Source organism: Paraburkholderia sp. BR13439 (assembly GCF_040948805.1).
Taxonomy (GTDB): domain Bacteria; phylum Pseudomonadota; class Gammaproteobacteria; order Burkholderiales; family Burkholderiaceae; genus Paraburkholderia; species Paraburkholderia youngii.
This window is the reverse complement of sequence record NZ_JBFPKN010000028.1, coordinates 19,629-38,863: the sequence shown is the minus strand read 5'-3', so window position 1 is coordinate 38,863 and position 19,235 is coordinate 19,629. Positions and strand designations below refer to the sequence as shown.

Annotated in this window: 17 protein-coding genes and 4 pseudogenes; 14 read left to right on the top strand and 7 right to left on the bottom strand. The window is 60.5% G+C overall.

The window, feature by feature from the left end; genetic code table 11:
• Window positions 1–84 precede the first annotated feature (84 nt).
• Window positions 85–339: pseudogene (locus AB3X96_RS36130) on the bottom strand (hypothetical protein); the annotation flags it as partial.
• Here AB3X96_RS36130 and AB3X96_RS36125 point away from each other — a divergent pair.
• From AB3X96_RS36125 to AB3X96_RS36110, 4 genes and pseudogenes are all read left to right on the top strand, one after another.
• Window positions 327–545, top strand: a pseudogene (locus tag AB3X96_RS36125) (FAD-linked oxidase C-terminal domain-containing protein); the annotation flags it as partial. The pseudogenes AB3X96_RS36130 and AB3X96_RS36125 sit on opposite strands and share 13 nt — an antisense overlap.
• 531 nt (window positions 546–1,076) lie before the next feature.
• Window positions 1,077–1,349 carry a hypothetical protein gene (locus AB3X96_RS36120; RefSeq protein ID WP_368593475.1) on the top strand — a complete coding sequence of 91 codons (273 nt, stop codon included), beginning with the start codon at window positions 1,077–1,079 and terminating at the stop codon, window positions 1,347–1,349.
• Window positions 1,350–1,452: 103 nt separating this feature from the next.
• Window positions 1,453–2,175 (top strand): helix-turn-helix transcriptional regulator, encoded by a 723-nt coding sequence (locus tag AB3X96_RS36115; protein WP_368593474.1) that lies wholly within the window; start codon window positions 1,453–1,455, stop codon window positions 2,173–2,175.
• A gap of 27 nt (window positions 2,176–2,202) precedes the next feature.
• On the top strand, window positions 2,203–2,577 hold the full coding sequence (locus tag AB3X96_RS36110; protein ID WP_368593473.1) for a VOC family protein: 375 nt from the start codon (window positions 2,203–2,205) through the stop codon (window positions 2,575–2,577).
• Window positions 2,578–3,208: 631 nt separating this feature from the next.
• Here AB3X96_RS36110 and AB3X96_RS36105 read toward each other — a convergent pair.
• On the bottom strand, window positions 3,209–3,823 hold the full coding sequence (locus AB3X96_RS36105) for a tyrosine-type recombinase/integrase (RefSeq protein WP_368593472.1): 615 nt from the start codon (window positions 3,821–3,823) through the stop codon (window positions 3,209–3,211).
• Window positions 3,824–4,696: 873 nt separating this feature from the next.
• Here AB3X96_RS36105 and AB3X96_RS36100 point away from each other — a divergent pair.
• Genes AB3X96_RS36100 through AB3X96_RS36080 form a run of 5 tightly spaced genes read left to right on the top strand, consistent with a single transcriptional unit; the run spans window position 4,697 to window position 9,854 of the window.
• Window positions 4,697–5,677: an ABC transporter substrate-binding protein gene (locus AB3X96_RS36100; protein ID WP_176106855.1), complete on the top strand. Its 981-nt coding sequence runs from the start codon at window positions 4,697–4,699 to the stop codon at window positions 5,675–5,677.
• 30 nt (window positions 5,678–5,707) lie between these two features.
• Window positions 5,708–6,745, top strand: coding sequence for a Rieske 2Fe-2S domain-containing protein (locus tag AB3X96_RS36095; protein ID WP_368593471.1), 1,038 nt, complete (start codon window positions 5,708–5,710; stop codon window positions 6,743–6,745).
• Window positions 6,746–6,749: 4 nt separating this feature from the next.
• Window positions 6,750–7,574, top strand: coding sequence for an ABC transporter ATP-binding protein (locus AB3X96_RS36090; protein WP_368593470.1), 825 nt, complete (start codon window positions 6,750–6,752; stop codon window positions 7,572–7,574).
• Between the two features lie 29 nt (window positions 7,575–7,603).
• The gene (locus tag AB3X96_RS36085; RefSeq protein WP_368593514.1) at window positions 7,604–8,419 is read left to right on the top strand and encodes an ABC transporter permease; all 816 of its coding nucleotides are present in this window, start codon (window positions 7,604–7,606) and stop codon (window positions 8,417–8,419) included.
• 10 nt (window positions 8,420–8,429) lie between these two features.
• Window positions 8,430–9,854: an amidohydrolase family protein gene (locus AB3X96_RS36080; RefSeq protein ID WP_368593469.1), complete on the top strand. Its 1,425-nt coding sequence runs from the start codon at window positions 8,430–8,432 to the stop codon at window positions 9,852–9,854.
• Window positions 9,855–10,152: 298 nt separating this feature from the next.
• Here AB3X96_RS36080 and AB3X96_RS36075 read toward each other — a convergent pair whose 3' ends face one another.
• Window positions 10,153–10,302, bottom strand: a complete 150-nt coding sequence (locus AB3X96_RS36075) for a hypothetical protein (protein ID WP_368593468.1) — start codon at window positions 10,300–10,302, stop codon at window positions 10,153–10,155.
• A 166-nt stretch (window positions 10,303–10,468) separates the two neighbouring features.
• Window positions 10,469–11,380, bottom strand: coding sequence for a dienelactone hydrolase family protein (locus AB3X96_RS36070; RefSeq protein ID WP_368593467.1), 912 nt, complete (start codon window positions 11,378–11,380; stop codon window positions 10,469–10,471).
• A gap of 176 nt (window positions 11,381–11,556) precedes the next feature.
• Between AB3X96_RS36070 and AB3X96_RS36065 the strand changes: the two genes are divergently transcribed.
• Window positions 11,557–11,859, top strand: a complete 303-nt coding sequence (locus tag AB3X96_RS36065) for a hypothetical protein (protein ID WP_368593466.1) — start codon at window positions 11,557–11,559, stop codon at window positions 11,857–11,859.
• A gap of 101 nt (window positions 11,860–11,960) precedes the next feature.
• Here the strand turns inward: AB3X96_RS36065 and ggt are convergent, their stop codons facing one another.
• Window positions 11,961–13,694 (bottom strand): gamma-glutamyltransferase, encoded by a 1,734-nt coding sequence (gene ggt, locus AB3X96_RS36060; RefSeq protein WP_368593465.1) that lies wholly within the window; start codon window positions 13,692–13,694, stop codon window positions 11,961–11,963.
• A gap of 854 nt (window positions 13,695–14,548) precedes the next feature.
• On the bottom strand, window positions 14,549–15,109 hold the full coding sequence (locus AB3X96_RS36055) for a hypothetical protein (RefSeq protein ID WP_368593464.1): 561 nt from the start codon (window positions 15,107–15,109) through the stop codon (window positions 14,549–14,551).
• A gap of 107 nt (window positions 15,110–15,216) precedes the next feature.
• Here AB3X96_RS36055 and AB3X96_RS36050 point away from each other — a divergent pair.
• Window positions 15,217–15,405, top strand: a pseudogene (locus tag AB3X96_RS36050) (Tn3 family transposase); the annotation flags it as partial.
• 16 nt (window positions 15,406–15,421) lie between these two features.
• Window positions 15,422–15,592: pseudogene (locus tag AB3X96_RS36045) on the top strand (IS3 family transposase); the annotation flags it as partial.
• A gap of 42 nt (window positions 15,593–15,634) precedes the next feature.
• Here the strand turns inward: AB3X96_RS36045 and glcC are convergent.
• Window positions 15,635–16,399: a transcriptional regulator GlcC gene (glcC, locus tag AB3X96_RS36040; protein ID WP_368593463.1), complete on the bottom strand. Its 765-nt coding sequence runs from the start codon at window positions 16,397–16,399 to the stop codon at window positions 15,635–15,637.
• Window positions 16,400–16,646: 247 nt separating this feature from the next.
• Between glcC and glcD the strand changes: the two genes are divergently transcribed.
• Both glcD and glcE read left to right on the top strand, forming a co-directional pair.
• A complete protein-coding gene (glcD, locus tag AB3X96_RS36035; protein WP_176106861.1) occupies window positions 16,647–18,146 on the top strand; it encodes a glycolate oxidase subunit GlcD in 1,500 nt (499 codons plus the stop codon).
• On the top strand, window positions 18,146–19,213 hold the full coding sequence (gene glcE, locus AB3X96_RS36030; protein WP_368593462.1) for a glycolate oxidase subunit GlcE: 1,068 nt from the start codon (window positions 18,146–18,148) through the stop codon (window positions 19,211–19,213). The genes glcD and glcE overlap by 1 nt, the downstream gene beginning before the upstream one ends.
• Window positions 19,214–19,235 lie beyond the last annotated feature (22 nt).

Genomic DNA, 19,235 nt, shown 5'->3' with positions numbered 1-19,235 from the left:
CCTCTCGTCGTGGTGAGGCCATTGTTGGCGAAAACCAGCCTGTTCGCCGCGCGCGTTAATCGGACGATTCAGGTTGCCGCAAGCTCACTCCCATTGTGGTTGATTCAACACGATGCCGTGCTGCCCCTTGTAGGCGGCGAGAGCTGGCGGCGACCAACCGTCGAGCATCTTTGGCGCGAGTTGCCAGACTTCGATGCCAAGCGGCCGGCACACTTCCAGCGGATCGCGCGCGTCGGGGCCCCACACTGGCACTGACAGATCGCCACCTGGGCAGGTCGACAGTGCGCACAGCACATCGATCCCCGCGAAGAATTCGAGGTAATCGCCTTTCTTCGCTGGACGTAGCGCTGGCGGACGAACTCGATCGAACCGCCTACGCTGTCATGCAACAAACGGGCGGACCGATTTCGGCGGAGCACGGAATCGGCGTGCTGAAACGCCCCTACCTCGCCTGCACGCGCAGCGATGCTGAAATAAGCCTGATGCGTCGGCTCAAGATAGCTCTCGATCCCAAGCATATCCTGAATCCCGGCGAAGTGCTGTGACGCCGCACAGCACCTCGGATATTGAGCCGCAAAGGCGAGTATCTGGTGAAGCGGTCCTTCGAATGTCCGACAGCATGTCCGGTCGAACGGCTGCAACTGGCCCGAACTGAGTCTCACACCGCTTTGACTTGGGCTGCCGGACGGCGAACCATGCGAAGTGCATGAGTCACCCCTGAACCGCCCGGATCAGAGCAAGGATCACCTAAGAAGTACAGCCGCCGCACGATCCGTCGAGTTGATCGGCGAATAGTCGACCGTAACAGTGGCTTTGAGAAGGCCTAGGGCAAACACTCCTCCTCCAACGCCATCGAGAAAACTATCAAGGAACGCACAACAAGCCGTTGTCGGGTGGGAGCAAATTCTGCTGAAAACCAACTTGCCTGAAGTCCAAGTCGCACTAGACTTGGTGCGTCAATCTCTTGAAGAGTTGATGTGGTGCCAGTGCAACTGAGTTGGCTGCTTCCCGTGGGCACCTAAAGGGCGCGCGGGTTTCGAAATTTCCCGGAATCTTCCTGACATCTGGAGTCGCTCATGCCTTCGCCAATCGCGCTACACCGCGCTCGTGCTTTCAAACGTCAATCCGGTCTTTGCTTCTATTGCGGTTATCCAATGTGGGACGGCAGCGCTGAGCCGTTCATTGAGCGATACAACATCTCCCGCCGTCAAGCGCCGCAACTGCACTGCACAGGCGAGCATCTTCGTGCTCGGGTTGCTGCCGTCGAAGCGTTCAACGGCACCTCAACAGAACCAGCATTGAACTGGTGCTCTCTCGGCCAGGAAAGGACGTTCGACAGAGCCGTATAGATCGTCGACAATGCAATGGTCCTCGGAACGAATGAACTGCATTCGGTTCGAAGCACCGGATCACATTGTTGATTTCCCTCCGTGCCAATATCCCAATTCACGTATGTCCCGTGCAGAACGCCTCCTTCAACTCCTGCAAGTGTTACGTCGTTATCGACGTCCCGTGAGCGGCCAAACCCTCGCCAATGAGCTCTGCGTAAGCACTCGCACCTTGTACCGGGACATCGCCAGTTTGCAGGCCCAGGGCGCAATGATCGAGGGGGCGCCGGGCATTGGCTATGTAATGAAGCCGGGCTTCATGCTACCACCCATCATGTTCCGCTCGGAGGAACTCGATGCTTTGGTGCTTGGCATGCGCTGGGTGGCCGATCGCTGCGACGAGACGCTATCAGGGGGTGCGCTCGGCGCGCTTGCAAAGATAGCGGCCGTGCTGCCCGCCGAACTGCGCCGCGAGCTAGAGGAATCTTCGCTGCTGGTCGGCGCGCCGTTGACGAGACCTGCCCACACGATCTCGCCGGACCTGCTGCGTGCCGCGGTCCGTGCAGAGTTGAAGCTCGAGATTACCTACGTGGACGGCAGCGGCATTCAATCGCGGCGCGTCGTTTGGCCCTTTGCCCTGGTGTATTTCGACCAGGCACGGGTGCTGATGTGTTGGTGCGAGCTTCGAGCCGATTTTCGGAATTTCCGTTCGGATCGGATCTTGAGCGTCGAGCAAAAGATGGAGCGCTATCCCAAGCGGCGTTCCACTCTGCTTCGAGAATGGCGCAAACTCAATCAGGTCGCTAGTCGCACGATACTGCCAGAATCTGACAGCATGGCCCAGTAGACTGAAGCTCTTTTAAAGGAGCTTAAAATGAAGTTTGCATCGGTTCGACTGGTTACCGCAGATATTGAACGGCTGGTCGAGTTTTATCAGAGGCTGTCCGGGATCGAGGCTGTGCGGCTAGCCGATGGGTTTGCCGAAATGCGATTCGCGAGCACGACCCTCGCGATTTCATCCGAGCACCTGATCAAGCTTTTCAATGTCGGAGCGGCCACTGCCGCAGCCAATCAATCGGCAATCCTGGAGTTCGAAGTCGAGGACGTCGACATGGTGTTCGAACGGATGAAAGCGTCCGGTAAAACCATCGTGATGCCGGCGACATTGATGCCTTGGGGCAATCGCTCGCTACTGCTGCGCGACCCGGATGGAAATCTCGTCAATATATTTTGTCGGCCCGTGCGTTGAGAAAGCCCGCCGTCGCAGTGGCCCGGTGCTCGCATGAATGGCCGTTTCTGGAAGACCCGAACGTCTCTTGTGGGTTGAAAAGAGCCGGACTCTGTGGGAGTCAGTACGGCGAGTATGAGACATTCAACAGCGCGCTGAAGATCTAGACAATCCTCGAAGTGCCGCGAAAGCGATTCGAATTGAGGCTTCGTACCGGAAACCTCGGGTTGAAAGCGCACAGAACTAAACCAGCTAGCCGAGACCGCCGTACAACATCGAACAAAGAATAATTACATGAGAAGAAGACTGTCTACTGCATTGGTCGCCACAGTCTCTTTCATTCTCATTTCAACTATCCTTTCTAGCTGCGCTAGACGCAATCATTGACTGACCGCTTTTCGGCGAGCTATGCAGGGTGGTGACCGACCGTTCAGGGTGGAGAGTTTAAGAGTGGATGAGGGAGCGGGTAAAGAATAGATCTGCGCCGTCGCGGGACGGTCCGGCAGCTTTCCGGGCCGAAGCGGTCTCGAGGATGGTTGTCCTGCTGCAGCAGCGGGCCCAAGTCCGCTGGTTTTGTCCCACGAGAACCGCGCCGACCGAGGCCGCACGAATGCCGATGTCGCATCGTTTCGCGCGGCCAGCACTAGCTGCGCTAGATTTCAGTCTGCTCCGAAATCTCAAGCGCGTCGTCGACTTCGATACCCAGGTGTCTGATTGTGCTTTCGATCTTGCTATGGCCGAGAAGCAGTTGCACTGCCCTGAGGTTCTTGGTGCGTTTGTAAATCAGCGTCGCCTTCGTACGGCGCATCGAATGCGTGCCGTACGCTGTCGGATCAAGCCCCGCTGCATTCGCCCATCGACGTATCATCCGGGCGTATTGCCGGGTTGAAAGATGTGGGAACGCCGATAGCCGACTTGGGAACAGGTACTGTTCCGACCTCATGCCAGCCTTCTCAAGCCACGCGCCGACCGCCTTCCGGGTTGACTCGGTCAGTTCAAACTGGACAGGGCGCTGTGTCTTTCGCTGGATGACTTGCGCCCGCGACAGGATCTGATTGCCGTGCGCCACATCGCGGACCCGCAGACTGACAAGATCACAACCACGCAGTTTGCTGTCGAGTGCAAGGTTGAACAGGGCAAGATCGCGGACAGCATGGGCATTTTGAAGGTAGATCCGGATGGCCCAGACGTCTTTCGGCCTCAGCGGTGGTTTCTGCCCGACCAGTTTGCCCTTGTTCCACGCCTCACGGGATTGTTCGGGTTTCATCTCAGTCTCCCATAGGGATGATGGGAGTTCGATTGTGATATCCGACCTCGTCGCCCGCTCTGGCCGGATTTGCCCGGGGTTCATACCTGTCCCGGCGAAGTATTGCCTTTCATCTATCTTACGAAGCCTTCCTCGGGCGGCTGGTCAGCAACTGAATGCTGCCCGATGACCTACAGATTAATTTCGGCCATAGGAGACGCTCGGAGATCGGAGCGGTGCGTCGGCTGCAGGTTGGTTTGCTGCCGCTCGAGACCGGCGTCGGCGAATGACACTTCTCACGTCAATGAACGAGTCTTCGCGACCCACTGCTGCCACTCGAACTCCGCCCTCCGTAATGGCCGCTTGCCAAGCTATGTCGGTGATTCACATAAGCCTTGCCTATCCAGTCCAGGTGCGAGGTGGCGCTCGCATACTCATTACCCCCCGAAATCCGTCATGTACTGGGTAAATGGCTTGGCCGAATCCGATCCGAGCTCTGTGAGGGCCGAAGGCGTTCCTTGACAGTGCGTCCATGCTTCATGATTGGGCGCCGCTGCCCCTGTATCGCCCGCTCGGACAGGCTTGCAACGACCCAAGGTACGCCAGTCCCCGCAACGAATCTCTGGCATGGATATCGCTTAAAGCGTTGCAGAGTATAAGCGGCTAGCGTCGGCGTATCTGACCGGCGTGGGGCATTGCTCTTGGGGCGCATCGCGCGCCTACGTCGACCAGCCTCGACGTTCGAACGGAATCGTCCGGATTCCGTCGACAGGAAGCGTTGCGTGAATCGCCCCGAATCTTCCTCGATCGTCATCCGGCACGCCGAGCGCATAGCGCCCGACACGTTCTTACGTCCGCATGGTCTTCCTACGTTCTAACAGGGGAGCCCTTTTCATGCGTGTATTGAATCGCATCTTGAGCAGCATCGTTCTGGCCGCGAGTATTTGTTCGACGACATCGGCGCACGCCGACGATCACATCACCATCCTGACGAGCTGGTATGCGCAGGCCGAGCACGGCGGCTTCTATCAGGCGCAGGCCACGGGCCTCTACAAGAAAGCCGGGCTCGACATCACGATCAAAATGGGCGGCCCGCAGGTCAACGGTATGCAGTTGCTCGTCGGCGGCCAGGCTGATTTCATTCTCGGCTACGACTTCCAGGTGCTGTCGAGCGTCGAGGCGGGGATTCCGGTGACGACGGTCGCCGCCTCGTTCCAGTTCGACCCGCAAGGCATGCTCACGCACGACGACGTGAAGAGCCTCGCGGACCTCAAAGGCAAGACGATTCTCGTCGCGGGCTCCGGCCGCACGTCGTGGTGGCCTTGGCTCAAGGAGAAGTATGGCTATAGCGACGGTCAGACGCGTCCCTATACGTTCAACATCCAGCCGTTCTTCGCTGATGCGAACGTCGCGATGCAGGCGTATCCGTCATCCGAGACGTTCCAGGCCGATCGCGCGAACGTGAAAACGCACTTTTTCCTTTTTGCCGACGCCGGCTATCCGCCCTACAACACCACCATCGTCGGCATGAAGAAGACTCTTGCCGAGAAGCCCGATGTGGTCGCGCGCTTCGTGAAGGCGTCGATGGAAGGCTGGAAAAGCTATCTCGCCAATCCGGCGCCGGGCAACGCGCTCATCAAGAAGGACAATCCCGAGATGACTGATGCGCAGCTCGCGTTTGGCGTGGCGCAACTGAAAAAGCTGAAGCTCGTGACGGGCGGAGATGCATCGACGCTCGGCATCGGCGCGATGACCGACACGCGCTGGAAGAAGACTTACGACTACATGGTCGGCGCGAAGCTGCTCAAAGCGAGCACCGACTACAAGAGCGCCTATACGCTGCAGTACATCCAGAACGCAAAGGTCATGCCCTGAGCGGGCTTCACGGAATCAAGGAGTCCGATCATGCTGGTCACACGTCAGAAAGTCTTGCGCCGCTTCTGGTACGCGGTCATGCCGATCTCGCAACTGGACGAAGGTCCGCAGCCGTTCACGCTGCTTAACGAACCGATCGTCCTGTGGAAAGGCGCGGGCGGCAAGCCGCATGCGCTGCGCGACCGCTGTTGCCATCGCACGGCGAAGCTGTCGAAGGGTTTCGTCGATGCCGATGGCAACATCGCCTGCGGCTATCACGGCTGGACCTACGACTGCAGCGGCAAGTGCGTGCGCATTCCGCAAAACGCGGGCGGCGAGATTCCCTCGCGCGCGATCGTGCAGTCGTATCGCTGCGAGGAGCGCTACGGTTACGCGTGGGTTGCGCTCGACGATCCGCTGCAGCCGATTCCCGAATTTGCCGAGGAAACCGCACCGGGCTACCGGCGCATCCTGCAGTTCTACGAACAGTGGAACACGAGCCCGCTGCGCATGATGGAGAATTCGTTCGACAACTCGCACTTCAGCTTCGTGCACAAGTCGAACTTCGGTCTCTTCGACAATCCGAAGCCATCGAAGTACGAGTTCCATCCGAACGAATGGGGCTTTGAGGCCGAGACGCGCGTGCCGATCCGCAACCCGCAAGCGAGCTTCCGGATCACGGGCACCACCGACGACATCACCGAGCGCCATCTGATGAACCGATGGTACGTGCCGTTCGCGCGGCGCTTCGGCTGCATGTATCCGGCAAGCGGCGTGCATCACATCATCTACAACTGCGCAACGCCGATCGACGACAGAACGATGATGCTCGTGCAATGGCTCTATCGCAACGACACCGAAGCGCAATGTTCGACCCAGGAGCTGATCGACTGGGACCGGCCGATCACCGATGAAGACCGCGAGATTCTCGAAGCCACCGACTACGACGCGTGCATCGACGTGCGCCGCCAGCAGGAATGCCACATGGCATCCGATCAGCCCGGACTGCTGATGCGCCGCATGCTGCTCGAGCTACTCGAAGAGCATGGCGAGCGCGAAGTGTTCCGCATCGATACAGAGGAGGCATGAGGCCATGAGCGATGACAGCAAAGACACGGCGCTCGCCGGGCAGCGTATCGACAAGGTCTATCCGAACGGCACGATCGCACTGGACGATATACGCCTCACCATCGGCGCGGGAGAATTCGTCTCGCTGCTCGGACCGTCGGGTTGTGGCAAGAGCACGCTGCTCAAGATGTTCGCCGGCATCGAGACACCCACGCACGGTCACATGCGGTGGTGGGGCCAGCCGTTCAGCGTCGTCGGATCGGTCGGGCGGCGCATGTCGATGGTGTTCCAGGAAGCCACGCTGATGCCCTGGGCGTCGATTGCCGACAACGTGCGCCTGCCGCTCGACCTCGCGCACGTACCGCGACGCGAAGCCGACGCGCGTGTCGCCCTTGCGCTCGCGAACGTCGGTCTTGGCGACTTCGGCACGGTGCGTCCGCGCGAGCTGTCGGGCGGGATGCAGATGCGTGCGTCGCTGGCACGGGCGCTCGTCACGGAACCCGACCTGCTGCTGCTCGACGAGCCGTTCGGCGCGCTCGACGAATTCACCCGCAACAAGCTCGATGCTGATCTGCGCGCGCTCTGGAGGAAGCGCGGCATGACCGTGGTGTTCGTCACGCACAGCATCTACGAGGCGGTGTATCTGTCGGGACGCGTGGTTGTGATGCAGGCGCGGCCCGGGCGCATCATCGCCGACGTGCCGATCGGCGGGCCGGCCGAACGCGACGAAGCGTATCGCGTTTCGGCACCCTTCATGCAGCATTGCAAGGCGCTGTCGGACCTGATCACCGACGCGCATCTGGCATCGAATGAAGACAGGCAGGTCGATACCCAGGGAGTGCAATCATGAGTAGTCAGACGCTTGTAACGAAGCCTGCGATGCATTCGAAAGCCGAGCGGCGGCGCAGCCCTGCGCTGTTACAGCGGCCCGGCGTGGCGAAGGCGATGGCGCCCTGGGTCGTCGGCATATTGATGCTGCTGGTCTGGGAAGGCTGGTGCGCGCTCTTCAAGGTGCCGGTGTATCTCGTGCCCGCGCCGCACGACATCGCGCTGCAATTGGTCGCCGATGGTCCGATGCTCGTCATGAGTCTTCTCGCGACGCTCAAGATCACGCTGCTCGCCTTCGCACTCGCAACAGTCCTGGGCGTGGCGGTCGCACTGCTGTTCGCGCAAAGTCCGCTGATCGAGGCGAGCTTTTTTCCTTACGCGATCTTGCTGCAGGTCACGCCAGTTGTCGCGATTGCGCCGCTGATCATCATCTGGGTGAAGGACACGACGTTCGCGCTCGTGATCTGCGCGACGCTCGTCGCGTTGTTCCCTATCATCTCGAACACCGCACTCGGCTTGCGCAGCGTTAATCCGGGCCTTGTCAGCCTGTTTCGCATCAATCGCGCGACACGCTGGCAGACGCTTGTGCGTCTGCGCATCCCGAGCGCGCTGCCGTATTTCTTCGGCGGCTTGCGGATTTCGAGCGGACTTTCGCTGATCGGTGCGGTCGTCGCGGAGTTCGTCGCGGGAACCGGCGGCAGCGGCTCGGGTCTGGCTTATCAGATTCTGCAGGCGGGATTCCAGTTGAACATTCCGCGCCTTTTTGCGGCGCTCTTTCTGATCACGCTCACGGGCGTGGTGCTGTTCGGCATCACCGTGTGGGTCGCGCGCATCGGCTTGCGCGGCTGGCACGAGAGCGAACTCTGAGACCATCAATATGAGCATACTGATTCGCAATGCAGCGGCCATCATGACCGGTGGCGACGGCAGCGCCGAAGAACCGGCGCGCGTGGACGGACCGGACATCCGCATCGAAGGCGAGACGATCGCAGCGATTGGCAGGCTCGCGCCGCGCGAGGGCGAGAGGATCGTCGATGCCTCCGATTGCGTGGTCTATCCGGCGTGGGTGAACACACATCATCATCTTTTCCAGTCGCTGCTCAAGGGCGATCCTGCGGGACTCAACGCCTCCCTCACGCCGTGGCTCGCCGCGACGCCGTATCGTTTTCGCATACTCTTCGATGAGAGGCGCTTCCGCCTCGCTGCCCGCATCGGGTTGATCGAACTGATGCGCTCGGGATGCACGACGGTCGCGGACCACAACTACCTGTACTACCCGGGCATGCCGTTCGACAGTTCGGCGATCCTCTTCGACGAAGCGGACAAGCTCGGCCTGCGCTTCGTGCTGCTGCGCGGCGGTGCGACGCGCACGCGCCAGCTCGAAGCCGAGTTGCCGACCGCGCTGCGGCCCGAGTCGCTCGATGCATATCTCGCCGATATCGAGCGGCTGGCATCGACGTATCACGATGCATCACCGCGCGCGATGCGTCGTGTCGCGATGGCGCCGACCACCGTGCTCTATTCGATTCCGCCGCACGAGATGCGCGAGACCGCCCGCGTCGCGCGCAGGCTCGGCTTGAGGATGCACAGTCATCTGTCGGAGACGGTCGGCTATCAGGACAGCGCGAAGGCGATGCATGGCGCGACGCCCGTCGAGTTCTGCGGCGAATACGACTGGCTCGGCGACGATGTCTGGTTCGCGCATCTCGTCAAGCTCGATGCGCGCGAGATCGCGCTGCTCGCCGAGACTGGGACCGGTGTCGCGCATTGTCCGCAATCAAACGGGCGGCTCGGCAGCGGCATCGCGCCGGTGCGCCAGATGGCGGACGCGGGCGTGCGAGTGTCGATCGGCGTCGATGGCGCGGCGTCCAACGAAGCCGCCGACATGATCTCCGAGGTCCACATGGCGTGGCTCGCGCAGCGCGCGCGGCGCGGCATGGCGGCGCAACCTGTCTATCGCGGCGGCACGTTCGAAGGCGGCGCCGACGCCGCTTCGGTGGAAGAAGTCGTGCACTGGGGGACGGCGGGTGGCGCGCGCGTGCTTGGGCTCGAAGGCGTCGGGCGGATTGCGTCGGGCTACTCGGCCGATATCGCCGTGTACCGGCTCGACGATCCCCGCTACTTCGGGCTGCACGATCCGGCGATCGGACCGGTGGCGTCGGGCGGACGGCCGACGGTCGCGGCACTATTCTCGGCGGGACGCTGCGTGGTGAAGGACGATGCCGTGGCGAATGTCGATCTCGGCGAACTGCGACGGCAAGCGCTGGCCGAGGTCAGCGGCATACTGGCAGAAGTGGCGTAACGGCGGCTTTCGCCCGCCTGTGCATCTCCGGTGGCGAAGTCAGGCCTGCGACGGCGGCCCTCGACTGCATCAGGAACCCCCGGCGCGCGTTGGTGACCTGAGGCAGGCGCCACTCCGAGATATTCGCGACATGCCACGCTCGCTCAATCGGTGTGGACGGCACGGGAAGCCTCGCCAGGAGTCCCGCCTGCATCTCGAGCGCACACGCGTGCAGCGAAAGGAACGCCACGAGTCCCGCTTCGACGAGCGGCTTGATCGCGTCATTGCTCGATAGCTCGGACGCGGCATACAGCTTCAATCAGGCCGCTTTGACAAGACGTCCAATCGCGACACGCGTACCCGAGCCGCGCTCCCTGACGAGCAGGTTCGCCGACTCGAGATCGGTCAGGTGCAAATGCTTTGCGCGCATGAGCGGATCGACCACGCCTTTCATGCGAAACGGAACCACATCCGCTTCGAGCAGACGCGCTACAGAGATCGCGCATAACCGGATGGGTACAACCGGCCATGAACGGTCTGTCGTAATGTGCTCGCGAGCGTCCGCTCAAGAGCCAGGTTCCTGACAATTTGGTGATTGCGTGAGATACGACCGCTGGGGGTAAAGGACGACGGAATCAGTTTGGCGTCACATCTCGGGGCAGGTCGACCCGGTCCTGGTTGAACGCGTTGGTAAAAAACTGCACGAGGTCGTCGCGAGCCTGTTGCCGTGCCTGCGGATCGGGACGCACACGAATAGTGCCTCCATGACGGCGGTTGGCCCCTGGATCGTTGAATTCGCGCGGGCCGTCGAATACGTCGAACTCGTGGGTGGCGCCGGGAAAGCTGCGTATCGACAGATGCATCGCGTCCTTGGGAGGCAGGCTGTGCAGCAAATCCTGGCAGGCGGCATCTCCGCCGTCATAGTCGTCCGCGGTCCCGACGAAAATCCTGACTGGCGCGTCGACGAGATTCCCAAACTCGGCGCCCGGTACGTGGTTGAACAGCCAGCAGACGGGGTAAAAAGCTACCGCGGCCTTCAGGTGTACTTGATCGCCTAGAAGAGCGTCGCTGTGGCGATGGGTCATCATCAGCAAACTCTCTATGGCGCCCATAGAACTGCCCAGAATTCCAATTCGCGACGCGTCGATATTTGGCCGCTCGGCTAGCAGACGGTAAGCGCCGGCGATATCGGGCAGGTTGTCAGAGAGATTTTTGGGGCGGCTGGAAGATCCACCCGGAAGGTTGCGCCCGCCCCATTGATCAATCTCGAGCGTCGCTATTCCGGCGCGATTGAGTGCCGCTGCGTAGTAGACGCCGCGATAACTGAGGCCGGACGTTCCGTGCATCAGGATGACCGCAGGAAGTTTCCCGCTTAGGTCCAGCGGGATCTGCAGACGCGCGGCGATCATGATTGTCTGGCCGTTCCAGATGACCGGGTAGGCGACGTAATTAATCCGCAGGTGCGACGTTTCCTCCCACGCGTTCGTGATGCCGCACGGTATAAGTAGCAAAACCGTAATGAACAAGGTAGCCAGCGAGCGTTTCATCCTGAACCTCCAACGTGTCAGGGGCGCGGTTATCGATCGACGAATCCGCTCCATTTTCATCATAGGCGCGGGCATCAATCGGATATGTTGCATTCGGGTCCTGGCGGCTCTTTGGCGTTTCCCTCGTAGTTACTACTACTCCAGGCTACTGCGCAAGATCAAGCAACGGTTGATGGATGGCAGATTCAGAGGGCTGGCAGTCGTCTTACATGAATCCAGGAACGGACGCTTACAAATCCTGCCCGGATGGCTCAAATGGGTCTCGCTTTCTGCCTTTGGAATTTTACCAAACGCATCGCGTTCAATTTGTCGATGCGTCCCGTCACTGGCGTCAAATAGAGCTGAAAATTTCCAGCCATTTATCGCTGAAGATCACGGTGCGGCGCGTTGGCCGTCAGCCCTCGGAGATCGGCAAGGCAGTGGTGTTTCTCGCCTCCGGCGATGCCAGCTTTGTGAATGGCGCCGAGCTTTTTGACTGAGGGACGGCGCAGGTTTGAGCACTCGTCGCGACGCTTTGCGAAGTATCGCCGCCAGCCGGCGACACAACCCGCGTGTCGCCGGCAAAAAACGAGAAAACAGACTAGTGAATCACCCGCGTCACGCCGCGGCCGCGCGGATCGGCGGCAGCTTCCGGCGTATCGCCGTTGACCTTGATCGCCTGGATGTCGCCGCTGAAATCCTGGCCCTTCAGCACGTAACCCTTGGCTTCGATCTGCTTCGCGAGTTCGCCGTCGATGGGCTTGTACGGCTCCCAGAAGATCGTGTTCGGCGGCAGCAACTGGTGATGGAAGCGCATCGCAGCCACCGCTTCAGGCAACGGCATGTTGAAATCGTAGATGTTGTTGGTCACCTGGAAGATCGACGTGAAGATGCGCGAGCCGCCCGGCGTGCCGATCACGAGCGACACCTTGCCGCCCTTCGTCAGGATCGTCGGGCTCATCGACGACAGCGGACGCTTCTTCGGTTCGATCGAGTTCGCATCGCTGCCCACCACGCCGAACATGTTCGCGACACCCGGCTTCGCGGAGAAGTCATCCATTTCGTCGTTCAGGACAATGCCCGTGCCTTCCGCCACGACGCCCGAGCCAAAATAGCCGTTGATCGTGTATGTGTTCGACACCGCGTTGCCCCACTTGTCGATCACCGAGAAATGCGTCGTCTCAGCCTTCTCCGGCATTGTCGTTCCGAGGCCCGGCTGCACGCTCTTCGTATCAGACGGCGTAGTCGGGTTGACTTCAGCAGCGCGTTTGGCGATGTATGCCTCGTCGATCAGTTGCGTGACCGGCACCTTGTAGAAATCGGGATCGCCCAAATATTGCGCGCGATCGGCAAACACGCGCTTTTCGATTTCCGCGATCAGGTGCACGTACTGCGCCGAATTGAGCGTCACGTCCTTGAAGTCAGGTGCGATGTCAGCCTTCATCTTCAGCAGCTGCACGAGGCCGATGCCACCCGAACTCGGCGGCGGTGCAGTGATCACGCGATAGCCATTCCAGTCGGCCTGAATCGGCTGACGCCAAACCGCCCTGTAGTCCTGCAGGTCGCGCTTCGTGATGAGACCGTGGCCACGCATCGATGCCGCGATCAGATCGGCGGTCTTGCCGTTGTAGAAGTCTTTAGCGCCCTGGTCGGCAATGCGTGTCAGCACGGCGGCGAGATCGGGCTGCTTGAAGTTGACGCCCTGCTTGAGGTTGCCGAAATACGTATCGAAGTTCGTCTTGCCCTCGAACTCTTTCGAGGCCTCTTCGCGACGCTTGTCCAGCTGCTCGTCGACTTCGAAACCGTCGTGGGCATACTTGATGGCGGGCGCCAGTACCTGCTTCCATTTCAACTTGCCGAAGCGGTGTTGTGCCTCCCACATGCCCGCGACCGTGCCCGGCACGCCGACGGCATAGTAGCCGTACAGGCTCTTGCCCTTGATGACATTGCCCTGCTCGTCGAGATACATGTTCTTCGTGGCACCGAGCGGTGCGCGTTCACGATAGTCGATGAAATACGGCTTGCCATCGACGTACAACGTCATAAAGCCGCCGCCGCCGATGTTGCCCGCTTCCGGATACGTCACGGCAAGCGTGAAGGCAATCGCGACCGCGGCATCGACCGCGTTGCCGCCTTCCTTGAAGACCTTCTCGGCAGCATCGGCGCTGTATTTGTCGGCCACGGCGATCGCCGACGCGGTGAGTACGGCCGGCTGCTGTTTCTCAGGAACTTTCGCAAAGGCCGGTGCGCATTCGAGAAAGCCGGTCGAAACGGCTGTGAGTGTGACCAGTGCGAAGCCGCTCGCGGACGATTGCACCCTGTTTAAAAGCTTCATTGAATGTCCCCCATGATAGTTGCTCCCTTGGTGGCAGAAAAGTCTCGCCCTCGGCGAATAACATGCCACTGACCGGTTTGCGAATGCCGCTGCATCCCCTCTGACGCTCGTGCCAGCCGGGTTGACGATTTGTGGAGCGAGTTCCGCGAGGCGGCGGGTCCAGGGCGACTGGCTGCCGGGACTCGAACATGGGCTCCGTGAGCTGCTGCATGACCGACAGCGCGTCCGCCCGCTTCAGCCGTCGTCCCCGTCCCGTTCGAGCCTTGGCTGACAAGGGATTCGCGGGTGCGTATGAAAGGTGTCGCTTATGTCCAGAGACGAGCGAGCGGCCGAACACGCTTTCAATGGAGATGGCGGGATCGCAGCGTTGAAGGACGGCTGTCGTAAAGGGTTGACCCTTTACGGGAGCTGCCGGTCGACGACAGGCGATAGCCACTCGATGTTGCAAGATCATCGTCGGACCGCGTCCGGGCCACAAGCGGTCGCTCATCGATGCGGTCATCTTGCCATTCGAACGTCGCTAGCGACATCGGGAACAGCCCTTGAGATCGACCGGCATGCGCACCGGAGAATCAGATGTCTGTCTGAGCCTTCGGTGAAAGCGTCCGATAGTCATTCTTTGAGCATGGCGGCCGCGGCTCCGAGACTGTTCGCGCCTTGGCGCGGCAGGCGCGCGGTTAATACGGCTTACCTTGGATCCGAAACGCGTCGTAGCACCGCGATGTGAATGCCCTGCTGCGACCAAATTCAGCGCGCAACAGAGCGATGATGGGCGCGACACGTTGAGACTGTTGTCGGCGAAATGGCACAGCAAAGTACTGCGCCGAAGCGCGTGGAGCAGGCAAGCGGGGCGCTCAGTAATGAATTGTCAGCGGCTCGGGATAGTGTTGCGTGAGCGAATAGGAGCTTTCGGGAGCCCAGGCTTCCAACGTCTCCTGACCGGGCGCGCATCGGCCGCTCACCAGGAAAGACATAAAGGTCGTCTGGACTGAGTAAGTGTCGCCCGCAATATATACGGTCGCATCGACTCCTTGTCTGACGATTTGGGATGGCCGTACTTGCGAGGTCGCGGCAGCGTTCGGAGTGATCAGCGGGCTGCCGCTGCAGTCTGGCGTCGGATATGCAGAGAAGTCGCCCGCCCATTGAAATTGCGACGCCGAATGCTGACTACCGCTATTGATGCTTACCCGTTGAATCGGAGCAAAAATCACCGCGCCGTTCACGAGCAGAACAGTGCCAAGTGGTTCATAGCTAACCAGCGGCCCCACCATCTTGCCTTGGCTGTCAAAGACCTTCAGGGTGCGTTGTCCACCCCGTTCGCCGCTTTCCCTACCGCCTGACCCGCTTCCGTCGAAGCCGTAAGACAAAGTCGTCATACTTAGGGCGAGGAGAGCAACCACCAGCACATTGCGCACTTGAACCTCCATTGTCAGTGATGCGGCTAGGGTCGGGACTGAGCCGTTGCGGACCATCACGAACTGAAACGTGCTCCGTCTAAAGAATAGCTGCTGGCCTCGCGCAGGCGCGCCGATGTCTCCGCGTTTCGGCCGTTTCCTCCGCGCTGACACTTCTCGCGAATATCCTGATGGCGTGGAACACCAGCCACATGCAACGCGCGCTTGAGGAAATACAAGCTGCCACGGGCCAGCCACTGGAATCTGAACAGTTAAGGCGAATCGCGTCAACCCACCTCAAGGGGAATATTGCAGGAAAATCAAGGTGACCCCCATAACGGCATCGCCAACGCAGTGCTGGCACAACGTGAAATCGTCTATGCGCGAGCCAAGGCGAGCAACCCGCGCCGCTGGTCCTGCTCGACCCGCAATTGGGAATTGAAGGACGAGGTTTGGCTCAATCCAGAGCGTGTGCCCCGAGCCGAATTAAAGCAGTGCGCGTGAAGCGACGCGACAACTAGGTTGACAAACACCGCCACCGATTTACTACCAACCCTCCAGGCGTAACGTTGCCCGCACGAGCCGCTGCTCCTCCTGTTCGATTTCCCGCAGATTTGCGCATACGCTCGCGATGTGATCTGACGCTGCCTTGCGCGCCTGCTCGGGCAGTTGGCCAGTGACAGCGTTATAAAGCCTTGCATGCTGGCGATCGATGACACGCTTTTGCGGCTCGCGATGATAGAGATTGTTCACCGATGCGAACACCGAGCTGAGCAGCAGGTCAGTCAGCGAACTCAACGTATGCACCAGCACGGGGTTATGGGATGCCTCGCAGATCGCAAGGTGAAATGCGTGGTCGAGCCGCGCATGGGTCGACGCGCTGGTCTCCTTACCGTGGGCCTCCAGCATCTCTTCATAGCGGCGCGTAATCAATACGAAGTCGGCGGGAGTGCCACGCAGCGCCGCAAGACGAGCGGATTCCGCTTCCAGCATCTGGCGAACCTCAAACAGATCGTAAAGCGTGCGCGGTTGCGAGCCGAGCAGATGCATCAGTGGCGTCAGCGCCGGCTGCACACTCAAGTTCGCAACGAAAGAGCCCCTCCCATGCGATGTTTCGATGATGCCGCGAGCTCGTAACAGTTTGAGCCCCTCGCGCAGCGCCGTTCGCGAAACGCCGAGCTTGTCGGTGAGGCGTCGCTCCGACGGCAACGCCTGCCCGGCTTTCAGGACGCCGTCTACGATAAGTCGCTCAATCCGCTCGGCGACCACGTCGGCAACCTGCCTAGCGTTCTCCGTAATCTCTGCCTGCATCGCCGGTATTCCACTGGTAGGACCACATACCAATGCTATCACGGATACTATCGGTATAAGCGACGACGCCTTTACTAATCGCCGCTCTGGCTCAGTCAGCGGAAATTCGTGCCGATAAAAACTGGTAAGACCACCAGATAATGCCATCGACAGCCGCGTGCACACCCGCAACAATGTCATACAGAGAGCCTGCACGCCGCTGACATTGCCCCGCGATCGCACGTCAGGCACAAGGCCAGGAGACCCCTTGAGCTACCACTACGACGAGAAAATCGACGGCCCAATTGCGACACACGACAAAGCCACGGTCATCGCGCAGTTGCGGGCGTTGATCCCCGACCTGCAATTGCTCCACGAGCAGGAAGATCTGCGGCCTTTTGAATGTGACGGCCTTGCCGCCTATCGCGCAACGCCGATGCTGGTTGCGCTGCCGCACACGGTCGACCAGGTCGAGACCTTGCTGAAATTCGCCAACGCCCAGCAAATTCCGGTGGTGGCACGCGGCGCCGGAACAGGTCTGTCAGGGGGCGCGCTGCCGCTCGAGAAAGGCATCCTTCTGGTGATGGCGCGTTTCAATCGGATTGTCGAAATCGATCCCGAAGCTTGCACCGCGCGCGTACAACCGGGCGTGCGCAACCTCGCGATCTCGCAGGCCGCAGCGCCTCACGGCCTTTACTACGCGCCGGACCCGTCATCACAGATCGCATGCTCGATTGGCGGCAACGTCGCAGAGAATGCAGGTGGCGTGCATTGCCTGAAATATGGGCTCACCGTCAACAACATTCTCAAGCTCGAGATCCTTACTATCGACGGCGAACGCATCACGCTCGGCTCGGACGCTCTCGACGCACCGGGGTTTGACTACCTCGCGCTCTTCACTGGCTCCGAAGGCATGCTCGGCATCGTCACAGAAGTCACGGTGAAGCTGTTACCGAAGCCGCAAAGCGCAAAAGTGCTTCTCGCCAGCTTTGACGACGTCGAAAAAGCTGGAGCAGCAGTGGCCCAGATTATCGGCGCGGGTGTCATTCCGGGAGGCCTCGAAATGATGGACAACCTCGCGATCCGCGCGGCCGAGGATTTCATCCATGCCGGTTATCCGGTTGACGCCGCGGCGATCCTATTGTGCGAAGTGGACGGAGTCGATAGCGACGTGCAGGAAGACCTCGCGTGTGTAGAAGCTCTCCTACGTGCGGCGGGCGCTACTGACATCCGGGCCGCGAAGGACGAAGCCGAACGGCAGCGGTTCTGGGCTGGTCGCAAGAATGCGTTCCCTGCTGTGGGCCGTATCTCCCCCGACTACTACTGCATGGACGGGACGATTCCGCGCCGCGAATTGCCGCGCGTACTGAAGGGCATCGAAGCGTTGTCGAACGAATATGGGCTGCAAGTAGCGAACGTCTTCCATGCGGGTGACGGCAATATGCATCCTCTGATTTTGTTCGACGCGAACGCACCTGGCGAAACCGAACGTGCCGAAGTGCTCGGCGCGCGCATTCTCGAGCTGTGCGTTGCAGTGGGCGGCAGCATCACCGGGGAACACGGCGTCGGCCGTGAAAAGATCAACCAGATGTGCGCGCAGTTCAATAGCGACGAACTGACCTTCTTCCATTCGCTGAAAGCCGCATTCGACCCCTCAGGCCTGCTCAACCCAGGCAAGAACATTCCCACCCTGCACCGGTGTGCCGAGTTCGGTTCGATGCACGTCCACCACGGCGTACTGCCCTTTCCCGAACTGGAGCGTTTCTGATGCACACAGAACCCGTCTCTATGGACGACAGCGAACGTCTCGTCGCCGAAGTCGGACAAGCGCTCGCCCGTGGCACTCCGCTCGGGATTCGCGGCGGCAATAGCAAGGGCTTCCTCGGCCGTCCCGTACGCGGCACGCCGATCGACACACGCTCGCATCGCGGTGTAGTGAGCTACGATCCCACTGAGCTAGTAATTACGGCACGCGCTGGCACGCCGCTCATAGAACTTAACGCGACACTCGACGCGGCTGGCCAGATGTTGCCGTGCGAGCCGCCCGGCTTCAATAGCGCCGCCACAGTCGGCGGCATGATGGCCGCCGGCATCTCTGGTCCGCGCAGGCCGTGGGCCGGTTCGGTACGGGACTTCGTGCTCGGATGCCGGTTTATCACAGGCCGCGCGAAGCATCTACGCTTTGGCGGCGAAGTGATGAAGAACGTGGCTGGTTACGACGTATCCCGCTTGCTTGCGGGTAGTCTCGGTTGCCTCGGTCTCGTCACAGAAGTGTCACTCAAGGTGTTGCCGAAACCACGTGCAAGCGCGAGCCTCATGCTCGAACTCAACGCGGACGAAGCACTATGCGAACTATCGGCTTGGCGCCGTGCCGTGCTTCCGATCAGCGCTGCGTGTCACGTTGACGGCCGTCTGCATGTGCGACTCGAAGGAGGCGTAGGCTCTGTGGCGTCGGCGGTGGATCGCATAGGCGGCAGCGAACTGAGTCCGGAATACTGGAACGACCTGCGCGAACATCGTCTGGCTTTCTTTGCGGACCCGCGTCCGCTTTGGCGGCTGTCGTTGCCGAACGCCACGCCGTTGTTCGACCTGCCAGGTGACGCTTTGCTCGACTGGGGCGGCGCACAGCGCTGGTTGAAAAGCGAAGCGCCGGCCGAGATTATTCGGCAGATCGCACGCGCGGCGGGCGGCCATGCCGTCAGCTTCAGCCCCTGGGTCCACGCTGAGCCCTTCACGCCGCTCTCGCCCGCTTTACTGCGCTTTCATCAGCAATTGAAGCAGCGACTCGATCCGTGCGGCCTATTCAATCCCGGTCGCATGTACGCCGGGCTTTGAAAACGTCTAGTCGCTCTACCAA